This window comes from uncultured Porphyromonas sp., assembly GCF_938046015.1.
Classification (GTDB): Bacteria; Bacteroidota; Bacteroidia; order Bacteroidales; family Porphyromonadaceae; genus Porphyromonas.
This window is the reverse complement of record NZ_CALIXW010000035.1, coordinates 142,274-163,264: the sequence shown is the minus strand read 5'-3', so window position 1 is coordinate 163,264 and position 20,991 is coordinate 142,274. Positions and strand designations below refer to the sequence as shown.

11 protein-coding genes are annotated in these 20,991 nt (G+C 61.8%); 5 read left to right on the top strand and 6 right to left on the bottom strand.

Annotated elements, in window-relative coordinates:
* Positions 1 to 275 precede the first annotated feature (275 nt).
* The 6 genes from cobJ to Q0248_RS04005 all read right to left on the bottom strand — a co-directional run bounded on the left by cobJ (position 276) and on the right by Q0248_RS04005 (position 14,892).
* Positions 276 to 1,688: a precorrin-3B C(17)-methyltransferase gene (gene cobJ, locus Q0248_RS04030; RefSeq protein WP_299319993.1), complete on the bottom strand. Its 1,413-nt coding sequence runs from the start codon at positions 1,686 to 1,688 to the stop codon at positions 276 to 278.
* A 756-nt stretch (positions 1,689 to 2,444) separates the two neighbouring features.
* Entirely contained in the window at positions 2,445 to 4,028 is a 1,584-nt protein-coding gene (locus Q0248_RS04025; protein ID WP_299319992.1) for a RagB/SusD family nutrient uptake outer membrane protein, read from the bottom strand.
* Positions 4,029 to 4,043: 15 nt separating this feature from the next.
* Complete coding sequence (locus tag Q0248_RS04020) at positions 4,044 to 7,034, bottom strand: TonB-dependent receptor (RefSeq protein ID WP_299319990.1); 2,991 nt, start codon at positions 7,032 to 7,034, stop codon at positions 4,044 to 4,046.
* A 113-nt stretch (positions 7,035 to 7,147) separates the two neighbouring features.
* Positions 7,148 to 9,280, bottom strand: coding sequence for a glycoside hydrolase family 97 protein (locus Q0248_RS04015; protein ID WP_299319989.1), 2,133 nt, complete (start codon positions 9,278 to 9,280; stop codon positions 7,148 to 7,150).
* 1,329 nt (positions 9,281 to 10,609) lie between these two features.
* The gene (locus tag Q0248_RS04010) at positions 10,610 to 12,310 is read right to left on the bottom strand and encodes a hypothetical protein (protein WP_299319987.1); all 1,701 of its coding nucleotides are present in this window, start codon (positions 12,308 to 12,310) and stop codon (positions 10,610 to 10,612) included.
* A gap of 29 nt (positions 12,311 to 12,339) precedes the next feature.
* On the bottom strand, positions 12,340 to 14,892 hold the full coding sequence (locus Q0248_RS04005; RefSeq protein ID WP_299319985.1) for a hypothetical protein: 2,553 nt from the start codon (positions 14,890 to 14,892) through the stop codon (positions 12,340 to 12,342).
* 627 nt (positions 14,893 to 15,519) lie between these two features.
* On the opposite strand from Q0248_RS04005, the gene Q0248_RS04000 reads away from it, so the two are divergent.
* Genes Q0248_RS04000 through Q0248_RS03980 form a run of 5 tightly spaced genes read left to right on the top strand, consistent with a single transcriptional unit; the run spans position 15,520 to position 20,975 of the window.
* Positions 15,520 to 16,890, top strand: coding sequence for a TolC family protein (locus Q0248_RS04000; RefSeq protein WP_299319984.1), 1,371 nt, complete (start codon positions 15,520 to 15,522; stop codon positions 16,888 to 16,890).
* Between the two features lie 18 nt (positions 16,891 to 16,908).
* On the top strand, positions 16,909 to 17,958 hold the full coding sequence (locus Q0248_RS03995) for an efflux RND transporter periplasmic adaptor subunit (protein WP_299319981.1): 1,050 nt from the start codon (positions 16,909 to 16,911) through the stop codon (positions 17,956 to 17,958).
* 1 nt (position 17,959) lies between these two features.
* Positions 17,960 to 19,132: an ABC transporter permease gene (locus Q0248_RS03990; protein WP_299319979.1), complete on the top strand. Its 1,173-nt coding sequence runs from the start codon at positions 17,960 to 17,962 to the stop codon at positions 19,130 to 19,132.
* A 3-nt stretch (positions 19,133 to 19,135) separates the two neighbouring features.
* On the top strand, positions 19,136 to 20,329 hold the full coding sequence (locus Q0248_RS03985) for an ABC transporter permease (protein WP_299319977.1): 1,194 nt from the start codon (positions 19,136 to 19,138) through the stop codon (positions 20,327 to 20,329).
* A gap of 4 nt (positions 20,330 to 20,333) precedes the next feature.
* Entirely contained in the window at positions 20,334 to 20,975 is a 642-nt protein-coding gene (locus Q0248_RS03980) for an ATP-binding cassette domain-containing protein (protein WP_299319974.1), read from the top strand.
* Positions 20,976 to 20,991 lie beyond the last annotated feature (16 nt).

The window sequence follows — 20,991 nt, the reverse complement described above, 5'->3', positions numbered from 1 at the left end:
CAGCGGGGCGACCCCTCCAAAGCCCAGGGTGCGTAGCCCTGAAAGGGCGACCAAATCCTGAGTTAGGTAGTACAAATTAGGATAGAGCCCTACAGGGGCGACCCTTAGCCCGAATAGGAGGGCCTACTCTAGGCAGGCACTAGGGAGACGGCGTGAATGCTGTGCACAGAAGCGTAGAGTACTCGGTGGAGGCACCCCTCTAGAAAAGCAGTCAGGCCTATGTCCCCGAGGGGGGACATAGGCCTGACTGTTTTTGTAGCTCGCGGGCGGGACGGCTAGACGTCGCGGCCGGGGCGGAGCTGCTCGGCGTCGTCGAGCGTCAGGATGCTATTGACGAGCGTCGCGGCGAGGTTGCTGCCGCCCTTACGCCCCTCGACGATGATCTTGGGGATATCCTTGAAGACCTTAGCCATGTACTTCGACTCACGCACGTTGACGAAGCCCACGGGCGCGGCGATGATCCCCTGAGGATGGGCCTTACCGCGGCGGATCAGCTCGCAGAGCTCGATGATGGCCGTCGGTGCATTGCCCACAGCGAAGAGCGCATCGGGGTGCTCCTCTACTGCCAGACGGATGCCTGCCTGCGAGCGCGTGATGCCCTTGCTAGCAGCGATCTCGGCTACACGAGGATCGTTGAGGTAGCACTTGACCTCTACGCCGAGGCGCTCGAGAGCGCCCTTACGGATGCCCGAGGCCACCATGGTGACGTCGGTGATGACGGTCTTGAGTCGGCCCTCGACGACAGCCTGATGCATACGCTCAACGGCCTTGGGGTCGGTGTAGAGGATCTTCTCCATCTCGAAGTCCGCCGTCGTGTGGATGCTGTGGATGAGCGCCCACTTATGGTCGAGAGGGACATTGGGGTTCGCCAGCTCGCTGTTGATGGTGCGGAAGCTCTCGATCATGATACCCTGACCGACCTTGACATCCTGCTCCAGCTGCCCCTCACGGTAGTAGCCGCGGGGCGTGATGAAGTGCCCCTCCCAGGTGTAGCTCTGGGTATTGCCGATCAGCACCACGGTGAACATGTCCACCTGCTCGGGGTCGAACTCCGCCAGCGTCGTCAGCGTCACCTCCTGCTCGGGACGCCCTGCCTGCCGTACGTAGCCGACAGGCGTATCGGGGGAGCGGTGCTGGGAGAAGATCTCGATGAGGCGGTAGAGCTGCCAGTAGCGGCCCTGGCTCTTGGGGTTGTAGATAGCGGTGATGAAGTCGCCATAGGCAGCGGCCTCGATGCGGCGCTCGATGCGCAGCCAGGGCGTCATGAGGTCACTCAGCGATAGGATGCAGAGGTCGTGGCCGATGGGGCAGCCCAGTAACGCTGCGGCCTTCTGGAAGGCGCTGATGCCAGGCAATACCTCGACCTCTAGGCCCTCGATACCCTTATCCCGCATCATCTCGTAGATGAGGGGGGACATGCCGTAGATACCAGCGTCACCGGAGCTGATGACGCAGACGGTCTTGCCCTCGAGAGCGTAGTTGATGGCCTCCTCGGCACGCTGGCGCTCGGCCTTCATACCGCTGTCTACACAGACAGCGTCGGGGCGCAGATAGGCCTTGACGAAGCGGAAATAATACTTGTATCCTACGATGACATCCGACTCTTGGACGGCGCGCAGCACCGCGGGGGTGATGTCCTCCTCGCTGCCTGGCCCGATGCCGGCGACGATGATCTTATTCTTGTTCATTATGGATGGCTTAAATACTTTGTTTTGGTCTGTCGACTGCAAAGATAGCCTAAATCCCTCAAGCCCTAAGTATCCTAGGTGCTACAAGCGGGCGAAGGCCTCCCCTCTCTCCAGCCTACGAAGGCTCGTCTAAGTCCGCCCCCATGCAGCGCGCTAGGAGGCCGCAGCACGACGACAGCCGCTCCCCGCCTCGCTGAGGGATATCCCTCAGCCTCCCCACCGACGTCCCTCAGCGCCGCGACGGATAGCCCTCAGCGAGCTGACGGATATCCCTCAGGAGGCCTCCCCCACTAGCCCTAGCGGCAACGCGGCATAGATTCCACACTTAGCCCCAGGCGGACAAGGGCAAGATACCCTCAGCATATTCACCAGCCATCAGCTAAGGAGAGAAGGCTAAGCGAGCCCCTAAGGGGCGAACCTCCACACAAGGGCTAGCGAAGGCTGTGCCGTGCTCCTGCTGCACGAAGAAGGCTTTGAGGGTCGCCCCTGTAGGGCTCTATCCTATTTACTTCATCTTACCCAGGGTTTGGTCGCCCTTGCAGGGCTGCGCACCCTGGGCTTTGAATGGATCGCCCCGCTGGGGCTCGTCAGGGCGCAGGCAGCCAAGGAAAACAAGGATAAGGTACAGCCAACTTGTACGGCACTCCATGAAGCGGACACGGCAGGACACAAAAAAGGCCGCGGCTACCGCAGTCCCTCGGTGAGGAGGGAGCACGGCAGCCACGGCGCACAGCTTATAAAGAGGAAGAAGCTCTCCTAGTAGTTAGGGTTCTGCTTCAGATTCTCGGGGTTGGCCTGAAGATCATCGGCAGGGATGGGATAGAGCTTGCGGTAGTCGTCGATGCTCTTACCACTAGCCACACCGCCCTTCCAGGGCCAGAGGTAGCTGGAGCCCGTGAAGAGCCCGAAGCGGATGAGGTCGGTACGGCGCTGAGCCTCCCAATAGAGCTCACGTCCACGCTCGGCGAGCAGCTCCTTCAGGTCAGGCAGCGCACTGTAGTTGCCCGAGGCATTGCCATAGGCACGGGTGCGCAGGAGATTGAGGTACTGCAGGGCCTTGGTAGCGTCGGCGTGGCCGCGGACGGCTGCCTCAGCATAGTTGAGGTAGAGCTCCGCCAGACGCAGCAGGGGGAAGTCCGTATCGGCGTGGTCCCCGTTGCTGCCGTTGGCGCCTGCACTGGTGACGTTGCGGAACTTGTAGACGTAGATGCCTTGGTCGAAGTTCGAGACGTCGGTGATGTCCGCCGTAGCCGCAGCCTTCATCAGGAAGCGCTTGTCCTTCGCGGCGTTCGTGCCGAAGAGCGCGACGAGGCCCGTAGTAGCACGGTTACCCTGCCAGCCGCCATTGACGCCCATGTTCACCCCAGTGACAGCCTTAGCCGTACCACCCGTGGAGGCATTGATGAGGTAGGTCATCCCCCCCCAGTTCTGCGAGCGCTGACCATCGTAGTTGATGGAGAGCAGCACCTCGGGATTGTTGACATTGTTGTCGGCGAGGAAGAGCTGGCTGTAGTCCGCCTTGAGGCTGTAGCTCCCGGAGGAGATGACACGCTCGGCGTACTCAGCAGCCTCAGCGTAGCGCTGCGTCCCGGTGTAGACCTCGGCATTGAGGTAGAGGCGGGAGAGGAGCGCCCAGGCAGCAGCCTTGTCGGCACGGCCGTAGCCCGCAGCCTTAGGCGCTAGCAGATCGGCGTCAATGGCCTTGAGCTCGCTCTCGATGTACTTGAAGAGCTCAGCACGGCTGATCTGCTGGGGATAGACCTTACCCGTAGCCGTCGCCTCGGTGATGAAGGGAGGATTGCCATAGAGGTCGATGAGCACCCAGTACTGGTAGGCGCGCAGGAAGCGCACCTCAGCGCGGTAGGCACGGATGGTCGCGTCGTCAGCGCGGGACTCCGTATTGCGGAGGAAGTCGCTGGCGAGCTTGATCTGATAGAGCGAGCGGTAGTAGAGCCCGCGGACGAAGGGATTGGAGGCCGACCAGCTATGTACGTGGATGTCGGGCAGCCCCTGGTCGCCCCAGGCGTTGATAGCCGTCTCGGTGGGGAGCTCCTGCAGGACGAAGAGCTGACGTAGGAAGTCGCTCGAGCCCTCGTCGATCCCGGCGATGTCGCCGCCGTTGCCTTCTCGGGCATCCCCCCCGTTACCCGTGAGCCCGTAGGCGCCATAGACCTTGGCAAAGGCCTGCAGCGTCTTGGCAGGATCGGAGAAGATCTTCTCTGGGGTCTCTCCGTTGGTAGGGAAGCGATCCAGATCCTTGGTGCAGGAGCTGAGTCCCAGCAGGGAGGCAGCACTCAGCACGAGTAGCCCTCGGCGGAGGTTCTTCTTATCTGTATGCATATTCGCGATGATAGCTTAGAGGGAGAATGAGAGGTTGAGCGTGTAGGTGCGGGGGACAGGATAGAGGCTGAAGTCGATCGAGCGCTCGGGATCTACACCCTTGTAGCTGGAGAGCGTGAAGACATTCTGCACCGTAGCCGAGGCACGCAGGCTCGTACGCCCGAGGATGCGACCGAAGTCGTAGCCAAGGGTCAGGTTGTCCATCTTGAGGAAGGAGGCACGATGGAGGAAGTAGTCAGAGAGCATCTGCTTGTCCCCAGCGTTGGCGAAGTTGGAGTGGTTGATCTCGTAGGTCGTGTTCTTGAAGAACTGGCCCGAGTTCAGCACGGCAGCGTGGTTCGCCATATAGGCATTGACGTTGTCGTAGATATAGTTGCCGAGGTTGGAGCGCAGCGATGTCGAGAGCGTCCAGCGGTCGAAGGTCAGTGTCGTGGAGAGGCCCATGACGACCTTAGGCTCGGGGTCGAAGGCGCGGTACTTGTCGAGGTCGTTGATGGTATTGTCCTTGTGCAGGTCCTCGAACTTGTTCTCCACGGGCTTGCCATCAGCGCCGTAGACCTGCTTGTAGACGAAGAAGGTCGAGGGCGCATAGTCTACGCTGTGGATCTGGATGTAGCTACCCGTAGCCCCCTGTACCCCACCCGTAGGTACGCCCTGGTAGCCAGGGATCTCGACGGCGTTGAGCTTGGTGATGCGGGTATCGTTGGCACTGATATTGTAGTTGACATCCCAGGTGAAGCGCTTGGTCTGGATGGGCGTAGCATTGAGGCTTAGCTCGAAGCCCTTGCTCTCGATGTTCCCTACGTTGGTCAGGATGCGGTTGGAGAAGTTGGCCCCCGCAGGTACGGGGATCTCGTTCAGCAGGTCCTTGGTATTGCGCTGATAGAAGTCCAGCGTACCGGAGAGACGGTTGCCGAGGAAGCCGAAGTCCAGCCCCACGTTGTAGGTAGCGGTCGTCTCCCAGTGGATATCCGCATCGTAGGCCGCGGGGCGCAGCATATTGTAGTAGCTGTCGCCGAGCTGGTAGCGGTTGGTGTTCGTCGAGAGCGAGTAGAAGGGCAGGTAGGTGTAGTTACCGATGCCGTCCTGCTGCCCCGTGACGCCGTAGCCAAGGCGGAGCTTGAGGTCATCGATCCAGGAGATGGGCTTGAGGAAGGACTCCTGGTTCATGCGCCACGCCAGAGCCAGAGCGGGGAAGACACCCCAACGCTGGTCCTTGCTGAAGCGCGAGGAGCCGTCGGTACGTACCGTAGCCGTCAGCAGATAGCGGTCCATCAGGTTGTAGTTGAGACGACCGTAGAAGGACACGAGGGTATTCTGCGGGTAGTCTACGGGGAAGACGGGATTGGTGACCAGCGTCTTGTCGTAGGTGTAGTCAGGGGCGTTGTGCACCGAGGTCTTCCAGTCCTGATAGGAGTACCCAGCCATGACATCGAGGCGGCCCTTGAGGGCAGGGATGTCCTTGGCATAGTGGGCGTAGAAGTCCAGCAGGAGGCTGCGCTTCTGCTGCTCGTAGCTGTTGTTGGTCCCGCTCTTGAGCACGTCGGGCTGCCCAGCACGCTTCAGCGTGTAGCGCTGCCAGCCCAGAGAGGAGTTCTCAGGGATGACGACCGTGCCCTTACCCGAAGCGTAGTCGTAGCCGAGGTTAAGGTTGAAGCGAAGCTCGGGGAGGAAGTGGAGCTTGTAGTCCAGCTGGAGGTTGGCGATCGTACGGAAGACGTCACTGATGTCCTCCTTCTGCTCGAGCAGTGCCACGGGGTTACGTGGAGCGAGCGTGCGGAGGTTGGAGCCATCCAGCCAGGTGAAGTAGCCGCCGAAGGGCTGATAGAGGGCATCGCTGCTGCGGACAGGGCGCGTAGGGTCAAACTCTACCGCCGCGCGGATGGCGTCCTTATTGGCAAAGCGATTGTGCGTAGCGCTGAACTTAGCGTTAGCGTCTACCGAGAGGTGGTTATCGAAGAAGCGGGGGCTAAGGCTGAGCGAGCCGCTGGCGCGGTTCATCTTATCCGTCTTCAGTACCCCTTCCTGGTGGTAGAAGCCTGCGCTGGCGCGGTAGGGCAGCTTGCCCGCAGCACCGCTGACGCTGATGTTATAGTCACCGCCGTAGGCTAGCTGATAGATCTCGTCCTGCCAGTCGGTGCTCGCCGTGCCCAGCTTGGATACGGAGCCAGGAGCGATGCGCTGGATGAGGGCGCGGTAGTCGTCTGCGGAGAGGACCTTGACGCGACGGGCTGCCTCGCTGAGCGAGTTCTGTACCGAGACGGCGATCTGGGTCTTCTGGCCCATCTTCCCCTTCTTAGTCGTGATCATGATGACCCCGTTGGAGGCACGCGAGCCGTAGATGGCTGTAGCGGAGGCGTCCTTGAGGACGTTCATCGTGGCGATATCCTGGGGATTGAGCGTGCTGAGGATGCTGGGAGCGCCAGCGACAACAGAGTTCTCGATGGGTACCCCGTCGATGACGATCAGCGGGTCGTTGCTAGCGTTGAGCGAGGCGCCACCGCGGATGCGGATACGGCCGCCTGCACCAGGCGAACCCTCGGGGGTGATCTGCACCCCAGCTACCTTACCGACGAGCAGATCGCTAGCCGTGGAGATAGCTCCCTTCTGGAAGCTCTTCTCCCCGATGGAGGTGATGGAGCCGGTGAGGTCCTTCTTCTGCATCGAGCCGTAGCCGATGACGACGACCTCCTTGAGGGCCTTGGCCTCCTCTGCGAGGGTGATGGTGAGGGGGAGCTTGCTCGTGGAGAGGTCCACCGTCAGGCTCTTATAGCCGATGCTAGTGACCACGAGGTGTCCCTTGCGAGGCGCGGATACGGTGAAATTACCCTCGATGTCGGTGACGGCACCCTTGGGCGTCTCGCGCACCTTGACCGAAGCGCCGATGATTGCTTCGCCCTTCTCGTCGATCACGCGGCCCTTGACCTGGATCTCCTGCGCTAGTGCAGGCAGAGCCACCAGGAGCAGCGAGAGCGCAAGGAGGGTAAGGCGTAAAATCCTTTTCATTCTACGTACTGATAAAGTGAGTGTATGGGATAAAGAGTCCTTGGACACACACTAGGCCGCAGCGCGAGGCTTGTCGTCGACGCTGCAGCCTAGTGCTCGTGGTCCAAAGCGTATTACTTCGTCGCGTCAGGGATGATGGAGATGGCGAAGCCACCACCTGGGGCTGAGGCAAGGCTCAGCTTGCTCCCCTTACGTACCTTGACCTTACGGATAGTATAGACCTCAGGGTTGGTCTTGTAGTTTGCCCCCTTGCCATCGGCGTAGATGGTAGCCGTGTAGGTCTTGCCTGCATCGAGGAAGTCCAGCGTCAGCTGGCTCTTGTGACCCTCGTAGCCAGCGACGTTCCCGACGAACCAGCTATCCTTGCCCTTAGCCTTACGGGCAATGGTGATGTACTCCCCTGGCTCAGCCTCGAGGATCTTGCTGTCATCCCAGTCTACAGCCACGTCCTTGATGAACTGGAAGGCATCCATGTGGCGCTCGTAGACCTCAGGCAGGTCGGCAGCCATCTGCAGCGGGCTGTACATCGTCACGTAGCAGGCCAGCTGGTTGCAGATGGTCGTATTGACGTGCGAGTTGTTGTCTGGGTTGTACTTACTGATGTCCATCTGGAAGATCCCAGGCGTGTAGTCCATGGGGCCCCCGATGAGACGGGTGAAGGGCAGTACGGTGAGGTGGTTGGGCTTGTTCCCGCCGAAGGCCTGATACTCCTGCCCACGTGCCGACTCCTGCGCGATGAGGTTGGGGTAGGTACGGCTCAGACCCGTCATGTGGACGGACTCGTGGGCGTTGACCGAGATCTTGTGCTTAGCAGCCTCCTTGACGGCGTGGAGGTAGTGATTGACCATGCTCTGGCCGTAGTGGTACTCGCCACGAGGGATGATATTACCCACATAGCCACTCTTGACAGCGGAGTAGCCGTTGTCGACCATGAACTTGTAGGCCTTCTCCATGTGACGCTCGTAGTTAGTGACCGAGCTGGAGGTCTCGTGGTGCATGATGATCTGCACGCCCTTACTCTTGGCGTAGTCACGCAGCTCAGCGACGTTGAAGTCGGGATAAGGTGTGACAAAGTCAAAGACACGATCCTTGCTGTGACCAAACCAATCTTCCCAACCGATATTCCAGCCCTCGACCAGGACGGCATCGAAGCCGTGCTTGGCGGCAAAGTCGATGTACTCCTTGACGTGCTGGGTGTTGGCTGCGTGCTTACCGTTAGGCTTTGCCTTGGAGTAGTCGGTCTTACCGATCTTTACATAAGGCAGGTCATCGGTGTAGGCCCAGGTGCTCTTGCCCGTGATCATCTCCCACCAGACCCCTACATACTTAATAGGCTTGATCCAGTCGGTCGTCTCGTAGGCGCAAGGCTCGTTGAGGTTGTAGGTCAGCTTGGAGGCAAGGATATCGCGTGCATCGCGGCTGACGATAACCGTACGCCAGGGCGTATTGAAGGGGGCCTCGATGTGCCCGCGGTTGCCCTGAGCATCGGGGGTCAGCTCTACGTGGAAGACCATATTCTTGTCGTCCAGATCGAGGTTCATGGCAGGGAAGTCAATGAGCGCAGCCTCGTGCAGGTTGATGTAGACGTTCTTATCCGTCTTGAGCATCAGCGGGGTCTGTACGCCAGTCTTGGAGAAGGCCTTCTGGGAGGTGTTCTCCGTGAATGCCTTGTCAAAGAGTCCACGGATCTCCGAGAGGCGACTATGCTGGTAGTCGTACTCCTCGGTGTCGTAGTCTCCGGGGATCCAATGGGCCTTGTGGTCGCCCGTCATGGCGAACTCGGTGAGCTCGCGCTTGACTACGTAGAAGTTGCGATCCTTGCCGCCAGGGAACTCATAGCGGAAGCCCAGCCCGTCGTTGAAGAGACGGAAGCGGATGGCGATAGGATCGCCGTTGCTCTTCTTCTTGAGCGTCACGAGGAGCTCATTATAGTTGTTGCGGATCTCCTTGACCTCGCCCCAGACGGGCTTCCAGGTCTCGTCGAAGGTCGACTCCTTGGTATCGGTGACCTCTAGCCCCTTGTCGAAGGACTTCTTGGCATCCGTCATCTCAAGCCCTAGGTGGCTCGGGCGGATGATCTCCTGCCCATCGGCGAAGGAGAGTCGATACATTGGGGCACCCTCCTTACTCATGGAGAAGTGCAGCTGCAGCCCCTTGTTGGGCGAGCTGATCGTCTGGGCCAGCGCGCTCCAGCTCCCCGAGAGAGCTAGGGCACAAGCGACGATCCAATGCTTGGCGTGCATCATACCTTGTCTTATATCTATAAAATGAATGTGCGGGAGACTGTCTGTACCCTATCCAAAGTGGCTCAGCAAGGAGCGGCGAGCGGGCGCAGGACGCGGCCCCTCTTGTCCCTTAGAGCACGCAAATATAGAGATAAAGAAGCAGAACAAAAGCCCTCTTTTCCTTAAATAATTAAGGAAGCGCGACAGCACTTTGATAAAAAGCGCCTCCCTTTGGTCTCACGATTAAAAGAGCCCCGCGTCGAGACGGCTCAAGCCTTCCCTTAGAAGGTCTACTCAAGTAGTAGTCTAAGGAGCACTAGACCAAGACACTAAACCCCACGAGCAGCGTAGTCGAAGTCCTCCTAAGACCTGCGTCCAAGCCTCAAGCCCACCTCCCTTCACCTAGCCGCAGCTACTGTCTAGACGACTTTGCAAAAGACTCGCCTAGCGAGCCTTTTGCAAGCGAAGATCAGCGCTCCAAGTCCCCTCAGCAGCCTTCCCACGAACCAAGGACTCAGCAAGACCAAGGCCTAATACTGCCCTTCCCGCAAGGCCGCGTGCGGGGACGAAGGTTCCCCACTTACACTGACATCTAAAGCCCCCGAAGCCTATGCGTTACCCTTGGATAAGAACAGAGGGCCTCGTAAGCCCCAACGGGGCGACCCGTCCAAAGCCCAGGGTGAGGGAACGCTGTAGGCGTGACGGAACCCTGGGTTTTGGTACATCCATATTCAAAGAGCCCTACAGGGGCGAGCCTCAAAGCTGGTCAGCGTGTGATCGGCACGGCACTCCTCGCGCACTACGAAGGCTTTGAGGGTCGCCCCTGTAGGGCTCTCTCCTTTTTGTCACGCCTAACCCAGGGTTTGGTCACCCTTGCAGGGCTACGCACCCTGGGCTTTGGACGGGTCGCCCCGCTGGGGCTTAGCCTCCCCTCTCCAGCACGACCGAAGCAAGGTCAGCAACTTGACCTATCTTGTACTTCAGTTTAGCACAAAGGCTTCGCTCCTATTGCTCATACGGAGGGTACTTAAACCCTCGAAGTCCTCACCAGCGAGCTATACACCAAGGAGGAGGCTGGCTGAGGGATATCAGTCACGAGGCTGAGGGACGCCCGTCAGCCCCGCGAGGGATAGCGGTGAGACCGCTGAGGGCTATCACTCACGGAGCTCGCAGCAGGGAGGGAGCGTACGTCCCCTACAGCCACAGCAAAGGGCTACATTTATCTAAACCAAGCGCAGCCCCTAGACACAGCACAAGGATAGGTCTAGCCGAGGCGAGTAAACGCAAGCGACCGCCCCCCACGAAGCTGGGAGGCGGTCGCTATACAATAATAATATAAGGACCGAAGCGCTAGTTGCGGAAGATCGAGCTGAAGCCAGGCTGACGACGCAGCTGGGCGAACTCGAGGTCCTGATCTATGCGCTGCGCGAGGCTAGGATCGAGCTGGAGCGTACGCTGCAGCGCCGTCAGCGCCTCCTTCGTATCGTTGCTGCGGGCAGCGACGATAGCACGCAGGTAGTAGGTCGTAGCGTTGGGCTGCTTGATCGCGGCGATCGTCTGCAGCGCCTTGCTGTAGTCGCGGGCTAGGATGTGTGCCACGACGGCGTTGTTGCTCGCGAAGTCCCCGAAGGACGTGCTGGCCTTGACATAGTCGCCCTGACGCAGGTAGAGGTAGCCGAGGGCCTGGCCAGCACCAGGCAGTGCGCTACCCTCTGCCATCAGCTCAGTAGCCTTCTTCAGATCCCCGTCACGCAGGCTCAAGAGGCCGAGGTTCATCTGGCTCTCGGGGTTGGCCTTATGCTTGAGGGCCTGCTCGAACCAGTACTTGGCGGAGGCGTAGTCCTGACGCTCGAGGCAGATCGCACCGATGTTATTGTAGGAGCGGTAGTCCTTGGGGTACTTCTGGATGGTCATCTTGTAGATGTTCTCCTGCTGCACGAGGTCGCTGGTGAGGGTCGCGGCGTAGAGCAGCTCCTCGAGGGAGAGAGCGGCGGGGAACTTGGTCAGCAGCTCCTGGATCTCCTGATCGCTCTTGCCGAGGATCTTGATGTTGGCGATCAGACGTGAGCGGCGCAGCTTGGGCAGCACTTCGTCGGCCAGCTTGCTGAAGACAGCCGAGATGTTGCGGATCTCGCGCTCGCGCTGCTCAGGATCAGGGTACATGCTCAGTACGCGCAGTACCAGATCCTTGTCCTGGAAGTTACTCTGCTCGACCAGCTTCTTGAAGCCCTCCCAGTCCTGAGCCGTGTAGTGGGCGTCGATGGAGACGTCGCCGAGCTTCTCGCGGCGGAACTTGCCCTTCAGCACCGAGGTCGTGTTCTTCTCACGGCTGGCGCTGAGCTTCTCGTTCAGCTCCTTACCGCCATCGGGTGAGGCATAGGCCTGGACCTCGACCGAGACGCGCTGGTTGGGCGTCTCGTTGGCGTTCTGCACCGTGTACTGCCACTCGGTGACCTCCTCCTTGGTCAGCTCGCTGGAGCGGACATTGGACTGCTGGATCTGGAACATGATATTGGCGTCGTAGGCCTCATTGATGACCTTCTGGAAGGCGTCAGGCGCGATGATGGGCGTCACACCCGCCAGCGTAGCCAGCGCCTCGGTAGCCAGTACGCCATCAGCTACCTTGAGCTCGGGGAGGCTGACGACACGGCTGCCCTGCTTGCCCTTGAAGCTCAGGAAGAGCTCGCTGCGCTGCATCGCGGGTTGATAGGGGATGGTGAAGTTCACCGAGCTATTGGAGCCAACGGCGTAGCGCACTACGCGCTCGTTGCCGAGCACCTTCTCGCCCTGGAATCCAGCACCAGCGCCCCACTTCTCGCCGCCCTTGTAGCGCAGCACGGGGACGATGGTCAGCTGGGCGTCCTTAGGGAACCACTTGGCGGGGAAGGTCAGGTGCACCGTGATGGGGACTTGACCGCCGACAGCCTCCAGAGGCTGCGGCTCGGCCTTGACGAGGTCTGCTGTGAGCGGGCGGAGCTTCGTCCCACAGCTCGTAGTGATGAGTAGCAGTGCCGTACTCAGCAGGGCTACCGTTGGGGTCTTCTTAATCATGAAGGTGTGCTTATAGATTGGGATAGTGATTACTCTTGGGGGCCGTCCTCAGGGCGCACACGGCGGGGGAGGAAGGCGTTGGCGAGGGCCGCGAGGAGCAGCAGCACCAGTAGCGCCGAGGAGACCTCAGCCACTAGCTCGGTGCGGTGTATGGACTGAGGGTCGAAGCGTAGGACCAGCTCGTGCGTCCCGGCAGGGATCCAGGCGGCACGCAGCGTATAGTCGGCGGGCACTAGCTCCAGCTCCTTCGCTCCGTCCAGCACGAGGTGCCAGCCGTGGGGATAGTAGACCTCGGAGAAGACGAGCAGGCGCGGCTGGGGCGTCGTGACCCTATAGCGCGCCACGGCAGGCTGGTAGTCCAGCAGCTCGACGGCAGGATCGGCGCCGACCGTACTGTCGGGGATGAGCTGCGTGGGGCGGTAGCCCTGCAGCTGCGAGGCGAAGCGCTCATCGACGGCCGCCACGCGGCGCAGCGGCAGCGTGGAGAGGGCGGCCATCTCGGCATCGGCGCCCTTGACCCAGGCGATGCTGTCGACGAACCACGCTGCGCCGAAGGCCTCCTCATTGCGCTGCACTACGGGCGCCCCGCCCTGACCTGCCTGTGCCGGCAGGATGAAGTAGCGCGTGTCGAGCATATTGTAGGCCTGCATGTTCTGCTGGCTCAGCTGGCGCTCGATGAGATCCTGGTAGCGGCGCAGCTTGGCGGCGTGGTAGCCGCCGACACTGCGGTGCTGGGCGCTGGTGGTAGCGTCGTTGAAGGTATTCACGCTGAGGTTCATGACGCGGTAGTGCTTATCCTTGTCCTGAGCGATGAGGCGGTCGGCCTCGGTCACGGGAGCGGCCTGCTGCTCCACCAGCGCCTTGTCGATGAAGAGCTCATCGTGTAGGTAGCGCTTGTCGACCTGCCAGAGGTCGAGGAGCGTGAGCGTACCCAGGAGGAGGTAGAGCATACCTGCCTTGAGGCGTCCCTGATAGTAGAGACCGCAGACGCCGAGGGAGAGGAGGATGATGAAGAAGCTACGCCAGGCGTCGGCCGAGACGATGGAGGCGCGGGCCTCCTTGAGGGCCGCCATGAGCTCAGAGACGGGCATCTGCCCCTGGGCCATAGCCTGGCGGAAGAGCTCCTGCTCCTGCTCGCTGATCAGCGAGAGGAAGGTGCCTGGGATCAGCGCTAGCACGAGGCTGAGCCCGAGGGTCAGTCCGCCCGCGATGAGGAAGCCCCCGCGGTGCTCCTCCACTAGCTCACGAGGACGCTCGACGAAGCGCACCAGCGCCAGCACAGCCAGCACGGGGATGGTGAACTCCGCGATGACGAGGATGGAGGAGACGGTGCGGAACTTGTTGTACAGCGGCACGTAGTCGATGAAGAGGTCGGTGAGCCACATCATGTTGTGCCCCCAGGCCAGCGCTATGGAGAAGATCGTACCGCCGACGAGGGCCCACTTGATCGGCCCCTCTACGACGAAGCAGCCCAGCAGGAAGAGGAAGAGGACGAAGGCCCCGACATAGACGGGCCCCGCGGTGAAGGGCTGATCACCCCAGTAGTGATTGAGCTGCCCGAGGATCTGCTGGTACTCGCTAGGGATATGCCCCATAGCATCGGCGTCCTCAGCCAGCGCACCCGTGGCGCCGCCGTAGGCATTGGGCACGAGCAGCGTCAGCGTCTCGCCCTTGCCGTAGCTCCAGGCCGTGATGTAGTCCTTGTCGAGGCCCGAGGCGGTGGCCTCCTTGGCCTGCGCACCCTGCCCAGCCAGCTGCGTGAGCTCGCTCCCCCCACGCGTGGTCTCCGCGCCGTACTCGTAGGTATGGTAGAGGTTGGAGCTATTGATGCCGATGGCGATCAGTCCCGAGCCCAGCAGCACGAGCGTGGAGAGGACGAAGCGCCGCAGCTGCCCCTCACGTACGGCCTCCACGAGGAAGGCGATGAGCAGGAAGAGGATGAGGAAGCCGAAGTAGTAGCTCATCTGCACGTGATTGGAGAGGATCTGCAGCGAGGCGAAGAGCGCCGTCAGCGCAGCCCCCTTGAGGTACTGCCCTCGGTAGATGTACAGGATCCCTGCCAGCGTGGGCGGGATGAAGCAGAGGGTCATCAGCTTCCAGATATGACCCGCGGCGATGAGGATGAGGAAGTAGCTGGAGAAGGTCCACATCACCGCCCCGAGGATGGAGGCGGGGCGCCCTAGACGCAGGGCACGCAGGAAGATGTAGCCGCCCGCCAGAAGGGCGAAGAGCAGCCAGCTGTAGTTGGGCAGCAGGGTGAAGGGCCACTGCAGCGTGAGCAGCGTCTGCAGCTTGTGGATCACCCACAGCGAGGGATAGGAGGGCGAGATCTGGTACATGGGCATCCCTCCGAAGAGGCTATTGGTCCAGTAGGAGACCTCTCCTGTGGCTTCGGCAAGGGCACGCACGTCCGAGGCCGTGCCGCTGGCCCCGGCCACATCCTGCTGGAAGAGCTCGCGCCCCTCGAAGATCGCAGGCATGAAGTACACGAGCGCCAGCCCCATGAAGAGCAAGAGTACGCCTAGCCACCAGGGCCAGGAGCGGCGGGCGTGTGCTAGAGCTTGTTTGATCGATAGATTCACTTCGTCGCGTTTTATACCTTGATATATAGTATCCCCAAAGTTACCAAAAATCGGCTAGCTAGCGGCTCCGCACCCCGCTCCCTGCGGTGCCGCCCGCCCCTCGCTCCCCTCCCCCAGCGCACTGCCCCTTAGCCTCGAGCTTCGCGAGGGATATCCCTCGCGGAGCTGAGGGACGCCAGTCAGCGCTCTGAGGGACGTCCATCAGCCCGCTGAGGGATATCAGTCACAGAGCCTAGGCCTAAGGGGGCGCACGCTAGGGGATAAGGACGCGAGCACTAAGACAAAGGAGCAGCAGGTGAGGGGCTAAGGGATAGGACGCTGCAACTAAGGAGTAGGACGCTTGTAGCTAAGGAGCGAGACACGCACAGCCAAGCCGAAGCTGCGTCCCACCTGCGTCTAGAATCAGGCTCCAGCTCCGAGGGGGCTTCGTCGACTATACCCAAGGGGCTCCGATGACGTATATCGCTATGATTGTCTACCTTTGCAGGGAGCTATGCGGAGCGGCAAGGTGCGGCACAGGTAGCGCCCCACGAGCACCTTCGCACTCCCCTAGAGACAAGACTTGAACTACGGGCTCTTCCCCACGCTTGCAGCGGGAGCAGAGCAAAGGACTTATATAAATAAGGTATGTACAGACACCATCTGCGCCCACTCCTCCTCACCCTCGGGCTGGTCGGCGCCCTTGCGTCAAGTACGGAGCTAGAGGCACAGCGCACGCTCAGCCTCGACTCCTGCCGCCGGCTAGCGCTGAGCCACAGCCGCCTGCTAGAGCAGCGTGACGCCGAGGCCGCAGGCGCCCAGGCCAAGCGCCAGGAGGTACTGACGAAGTTCTTCCCTCAGGTCACGGCACGCGGCCTCTACCTGCATATGGAGAAGGAATTCCGCCTCGTCGACTGGTCGACCCCACTGGGCGGCTACAACTTCGTCATTCCCGACCGTCTCCGCCAGCTCGGCACCATAGACCTGCGCAACGTGTGGGTGGGCAACGTGACGGCCATCCAGCCGCTCTACCTCGGCGGTAAGCTCCTCTCGGGCTACCGCATGGCGGGGCTCAACGAGCGCCTACAGACCGAGCTACGACGCACCACCGAGACCGAGGTCGAGACCAAGCTGGACGAGGCCTATTGGCAGATCGTCAGCCTCCGCAGCAAGGAGCGCCTGCTCGGCCAGGTCATCAGCCTCCTCGAGCGCACCGTCAAGGACGTCGACACCGCCATAGAGACGGGCGTCGCCACCAAGGCCGATGGGCTAGCTGTACGCACCAAGCTGAGCGAGGCCGAGGTCAAGCGCAGCAAGGTCACCAACGGCCTGGCCCTCTCGCGCATGCTTCTGGCAGACCTCTGTGGGCTGGAGGAGGACGAGCCCTTCGCTCTAGCGGACGAGCAGGAGATCCAGGCCCAGCTCCAGCTGGAGGCCGCCCGTGTCTACCCGAAGGAAGACATCGCCGCCGCCGTGGAGCGCCGCAGCGAGGTGCGCAGCCTACGCCTGGTGGACAGCATCTACGGCCTCAAGGTACGCATGGAGACGGCCGATCTGCTGCCTCAGCTCTATGGCTTCGCCAGCTACTCGGCGACCAATCCGAATAGCTTCAACGGGCCCAAGAAGGAGTTCGGCAGCCAGTACTACCTCGGCGTGATGCTACAGGTACCGATCTCCGACCTCTTCTCCGCCACCTTCCGCCGCCGTCAGGCACGCAGCGAGCAGACGGTCAAGCAGCTCCAGCTGGCCGAGGCGCGCAGCAAGATCAGCCTGCAGATCAAGCAGGCCCTACGCGCCGTCGAGGACGCCCGCCGCGCCTGGACCGCCTCCCTCAAGGCCGTCGAACTGGCACGCGAGAACATGCGCTACGCCGAGGTAGGCTACCGTGAGGGCGTCATCCCGCTGATCAACTACACCCAGGCACAGACGGCCTGGATGAGCGCACAGGACGGCCTCATCGACAGCCAGATCCAGCTCCTGCTCAGCAAGAGCAAACTCAAGAATATACTCGCACTCTAGCCCTAGCACCACACGACAATGAGCAACGACAACACCAAGCATACCGACAGCAGCACCTCGAGCCAGGTGCAGAGCGCCAGCAGCACGCGCAAGAGCATCATCCTCGGCATCGGCCTCGTAGCCCTAGCCATGCTTCTGCTGGCTGCCTCGGGCTACATCTTCTTCGGCCAGCCCGAGGACATCATCACCGGTCAGGTCGAGGTCGAGGAGGTATGTATCGCGGGCAAGGTACCCGGACGCATCAGTGAGTTCCTCGTCCAGGAGGGGCAGCAGGTGCGTCAGGGCGATACCCTCGTACGCATCTACTCACCCGAGGTACTAGCGAAGCTCGAGCAGGCCGAGGCCGCCAAGAGCGCTGCTGAAGCGCAGCATCAGAAGGCGCTAGCTGGTGCTCGCAAGGAGCAGAAGGAAGGCGCCTACGAGCTCTGGCAGAAGGCTAAGGCTGGCCTTGAGGTCGCCGAGAAGAGCTTCGCCCGCGTCGAGCGCCTCTACAAGGAGGGCGTCCTCCCCGCACAGAAGTACGACGAGGCTACGGCCCAGCTGCGCGCCATGCAGGCTACCGAGCGCGCTGCCCGCAGTCAGTACGACCTGGCCCTGAGCGGCGCGCAGCGTGAGGACAAGCTCGCCGCAGCTGCCCTCGTAGAGCGCGCTGCAGGTGCGATCTCCGAGGTCGAGGCCTACCGCAGAGAGGGGGCCCTGCTCGCCCCACTAGACGGCCGCGTCTCCGAGATCTACCCCCACCGCGGGGAGCTGGTCGGTACGGGCGCGCCCATCATGAGCATCGCCGACACCAAGGCCGTGCGTGTGCTCTTCGCCCTACGTGAGGATCAGCTCAGCAAGGTCAAGCAGGGCACGCGCCTCAAGGGCTTCGTCCCCGCCCTCGGAGATAAGCCCATCGAGCTCGAGGTGACCAAGCTCAAGGACCTCGGGAGCTACGCCGCGTGGAAGGCGACCAAGCCCCGCGGTCAGTACGACCTACGTACCTTCGAGGTGACGGCACGCCCCGTGAAGGCTCTGGAGGGCCTCCTGGCAGGCATGACCGTCGTCCTCGACAAGGGCCAGATCTAGTATGGCGGAACGCCTCAGCAGCATCCTCGAGGTCATGCGGCGTGAGTGGGGTATCCTCAGCACACGTCCCATATACTTCTTCGGGATGATCCTCGCCCCCTTCCTCACGGCCTTCCTCCTGCTCTACATGATGGCGGGCGGGCTGCCACAGGATATGCCCGTCGCGGTCGTAGACGAGGATGGCAGCGCCACCTCACGGGCCCTCGTGCGCAGCCTCGACGCCTTCCAGTCCAGCCGCGTGAGCCTCCGAGCGCTCTCGATGCAGGAGGCGCTCAGCGCCATGCGCCGCGGGGAGGTCTACGCCATCTACCACATCCCGCGCGGACTGCAGGCTCACGCGGGCTCGGCACGCCAGCCGAAGATCCACTACTACACCAATGGGAGCTACCTCATGGCAGGCAGCTTCACCTTCCGCGACATGAAGATGCTCAGCGAGCTGGCCTCGGCCAAGGTGGGTCTGCAGACGGGCCAGGCACGCGGCCGCACCGAGGAGCAGATCATGGGCGCCATACAGCCGATACGCGTACAGCTGGAGGTGATGAGCAATCCCTGGCTCAACTACTCGGCCTACCTGACGACCACCATCCTACCTGGGGTACTGCAGCTGATGATCTTCCTCATTACCTCCTACAGTATCGGCGTCGAGATCAAGCGCCGCACCGCCCGTAGCTGGCTCGCAGCGGCAGGCGGCTCTATGGCACGTGCCCTCGTGGGCAAGCTGCTACCCCATACGCTGATCTTCCTCCTCGTAGGCTGGAGTCTGCAGGGTCTGCTCTATGGCTGGATGGGCTATCCGCTGCAGAGTAGCTGGTGGTCGATGGCGGGGGCTATGCTGGCGCTCGTGCTCTCGGCACAGAGCCTCGGGGCCTTCTTCGTCGCCCTTGTCCCTATACTCAGAATGTCGCTCAGCCTAGGCAGTCTCCTCGGTATGCTCTCCTTCTCTATCTCGGGGATGAGTATCCCAGTGAGCACGATGAGCCCAGCGGTACAGGCGCTGAGTCATATCTTTCCCCTGCGCTACTACTACCAGATCGGCATCAATCAGGCACTGGTCGGGGCGCCCTGGGTGGAGGCTATGCCGCTGTACCTAGGACTGCTGGCCTTCCTCCTGCTGCCGCTGGTGACGCTGCCCCGCCTACGCCACTACCTCCTCCACATGGATTATATCGCCTAGCTCATGCCGCTCACTAGATCGCTCATGATACGCCTCGAGGACGTCCTCGCCATCGCCTGGCGCGAGCTGCGCAGCATCCTTGGCGACAGCGGGGCTATCCTCTTCTTCCTGGTCGTACCCTTCGCCTACCCCTTCCTCTACGCGGCTCTCTACGGTGCTGAGGTCGCCCGCGAGGCGCCGCTGGTGGTCGTGGATCGCAGCCGCTCGGAGCTCAGTCGGGAGTTCGTCCGCCGCATAGACGCCTCCCCCGACGTCGCTGTCGTAGCGCATGCCACGACGGAGACGGAGGCCACGCCCTATATCGACCGAGGCGAGGCCTACGGGGTGCTTGTCATCCCCGAGGACTTCAGCCGCCGCCTCATGCAGGGGCGTCAGGCCACGGTCAACCTCCATAGCACCTTCGCCGCTGCCCTCTACTACAAGGGCTACTCGCTGACGGCCACCGAGGTCGCCCTCCAGCTGGGACGCGAGCTCGAGGCTGAGCGCAACCCTGCTGCCTCTACCGAGGCCACGCGCATCCAGGTACGCCCGATCGAGAGCGAATGGACGAGTAGCTTCAACCCGCAGGGGGGCTTCCAGGGCTTCCTCCTGCCTGGGGTGCTGGTGCTCATCCTCCAGCAGACGCTGCTGCTAGGCTGCTCCATGCTGATGGGTACGCAGCGCGAGCGGGGTACGCTCGCCCGTCCGCGGCTCCATGCCGGGGGGCACTACCTCGGGGTCCTACGTCTGATGCTAGGGCGTGCCCTCTGCTACCTAGGGCTCTATACGATGAGCTCGCTCTTCGTGCTCGTCCTAGCCCCGCGCCTCTTCGGCCTGCCGCAGCTGCTGGACCTCAGGACCTACTGCTGGCTGCTGCCGCCGATGCTGCTGGCGATGATCTTCTTTGCTCTCTTCTGGGCGCTGGTGGTGCAGCACCGCGAGAAGACCATGATCCTCTGGGTCTTCACCTCCATCCCCTTCCTCTTCCTCACGGGGCTCTCCTGGCCACTGAGCGCCATCCCCGCCCCGCTGCGTGCCCTCGGCTACCTCATCCCCTCCACGCCTGGAGTGCAGGCCTATGTAGCTGCCAGCAGCATGGGGGCCCAGCCCTACGATATCCTCCCCCAGTACACGACGCTCTGGGTACAGGCCATCGTCTACTTCCTCCTCGCCACCTATGCCTACGCCCGTATGCTGCGTAAGGCACAAAGCCACTAAGCCGATGCAGCACATCACCCTCAGCGGAGTATGTCCCGAGGTCTTCCGCGACCAAGCCCTCCAGAGCGAGGTGTGGCGCACGGAGCTAACGCTGCGCCGCGGCGAGCGCTACCTCATCGAGGCTAGTTCAGGGGCGGGTAAGAGCAGTCTCTGCAGCTACCTCTACGGCTGGCGCGGGGACTACGAGGGCACGATCGCCTTCGACGGAGAAGACCTACGCGGGCTCAAGGCTTCCCACTGGACGGAGCTCCGCCAGCAGAGCCTCTCCTTCCTGGTGCAGGACATGCGCCTTTTCGAGGAGCTCACCGCCTGGGAGAACGTCCAGCTCAAGAACCAGCTCACCGGCTACCACAGCCCCGAGCGCATCCGCGAGCTCTTCGCCCTCCTGGGGATAGAGGACAAGCTCCACAGCCCGGCGCGTCTGCTCTCACTGGGGCAGCAGCAGCGTGTGGCCCTCATCCGCTGCCTCTGTCAGCCCTATGACTTCCTCCTGCTGGACGAGCCCATCAGCCATCTGGACGAGGCCAATGCCCTGACGCTGGCGAGCCTCATCACTGAGGAGGCTGACCAGCAGGGCGCAGGGATCATCGTCACCAGCGTGGGCAAGCAGCTCCCTCTCGACTACGACCAGACGCTTCAGCTCTAATAGGCACAGCCCTCCC

Excerpts from the sequence above, each read along its gene's own strand:
- Q0248_RS03995 (WP_299319981.1), top strand. The coding sequence starts at position 16,909 with ATGAGCAACGACAACACCAAGCATACCGACAGCAGCACCTCGAGCCAG.
- Q0248_RS03980 (WP_299319974.1), top strand. The coding sequence starts at position 20,334 with ATGCAGCACATCACCCTCAGCGGAGTATGTCCCGAGGTCTTCCGCGAC.
- Q0248_RS04015 (WP_299319989.1), bottom strand. The coding sequence starts at position 9,280 with ATGATGCACGCCAAGCATTGGATCGTCGCTTGTGCCCTAGCTCTCTCG.
- Q0248_RS04010 (WP_299319987.1), bottom strand. The coding sequence starts at position 12,310 with ATGATTAAGAAGACCCCAACGGTAGCCCTGCTGAGTACGGCACTGCTA.
- Q0248_RS04025 (WP_299319992.1), bottom strand. The coding sequence starts at position 4,028 with ATGCATACAGATAAGAAGAACCTCCGCCGAGGGCTACTCGTGCTGAGT.
- Q0248_RS03990 (WP_299319979.1), top strand. The coding sequence starts at position 17,960 with ATGGCGGAACGCCTCAGCAGCATCCTCGAGGTCATGCGGCGTGAGTGG.
- Q0248_RS03985 (WP_299319977.1), top strand. The coding sequence starts at position 19,136 with ATGCCGCTCACTAGATCGCTCATGATACGCCTCGAGGACGTCCTCGCC.
- Q0248_RS04020 (WP_299319990.1), bottom strand. The coding sequence starts at position 7,034 with ATGAAAAGGATTTTACGCCTTACCCTCCTTGCGCTCTCGCTGCTCCTG.
- cobJ (WP_299319993.1), bottom strand. The coding sequence starts at position 1,688 with ATGAACAAGAATAAGATCATCGTCGCCGGCATCGGGCCAGGCAGCGAG.
- Q0248_RS04000 (WP_299319984.1), top strand. The coding sequence starts at position 15,520 with ATGTACAGACACCATCTGCGCCCACTCCTCCTCACCCTCGGGCTGGTC.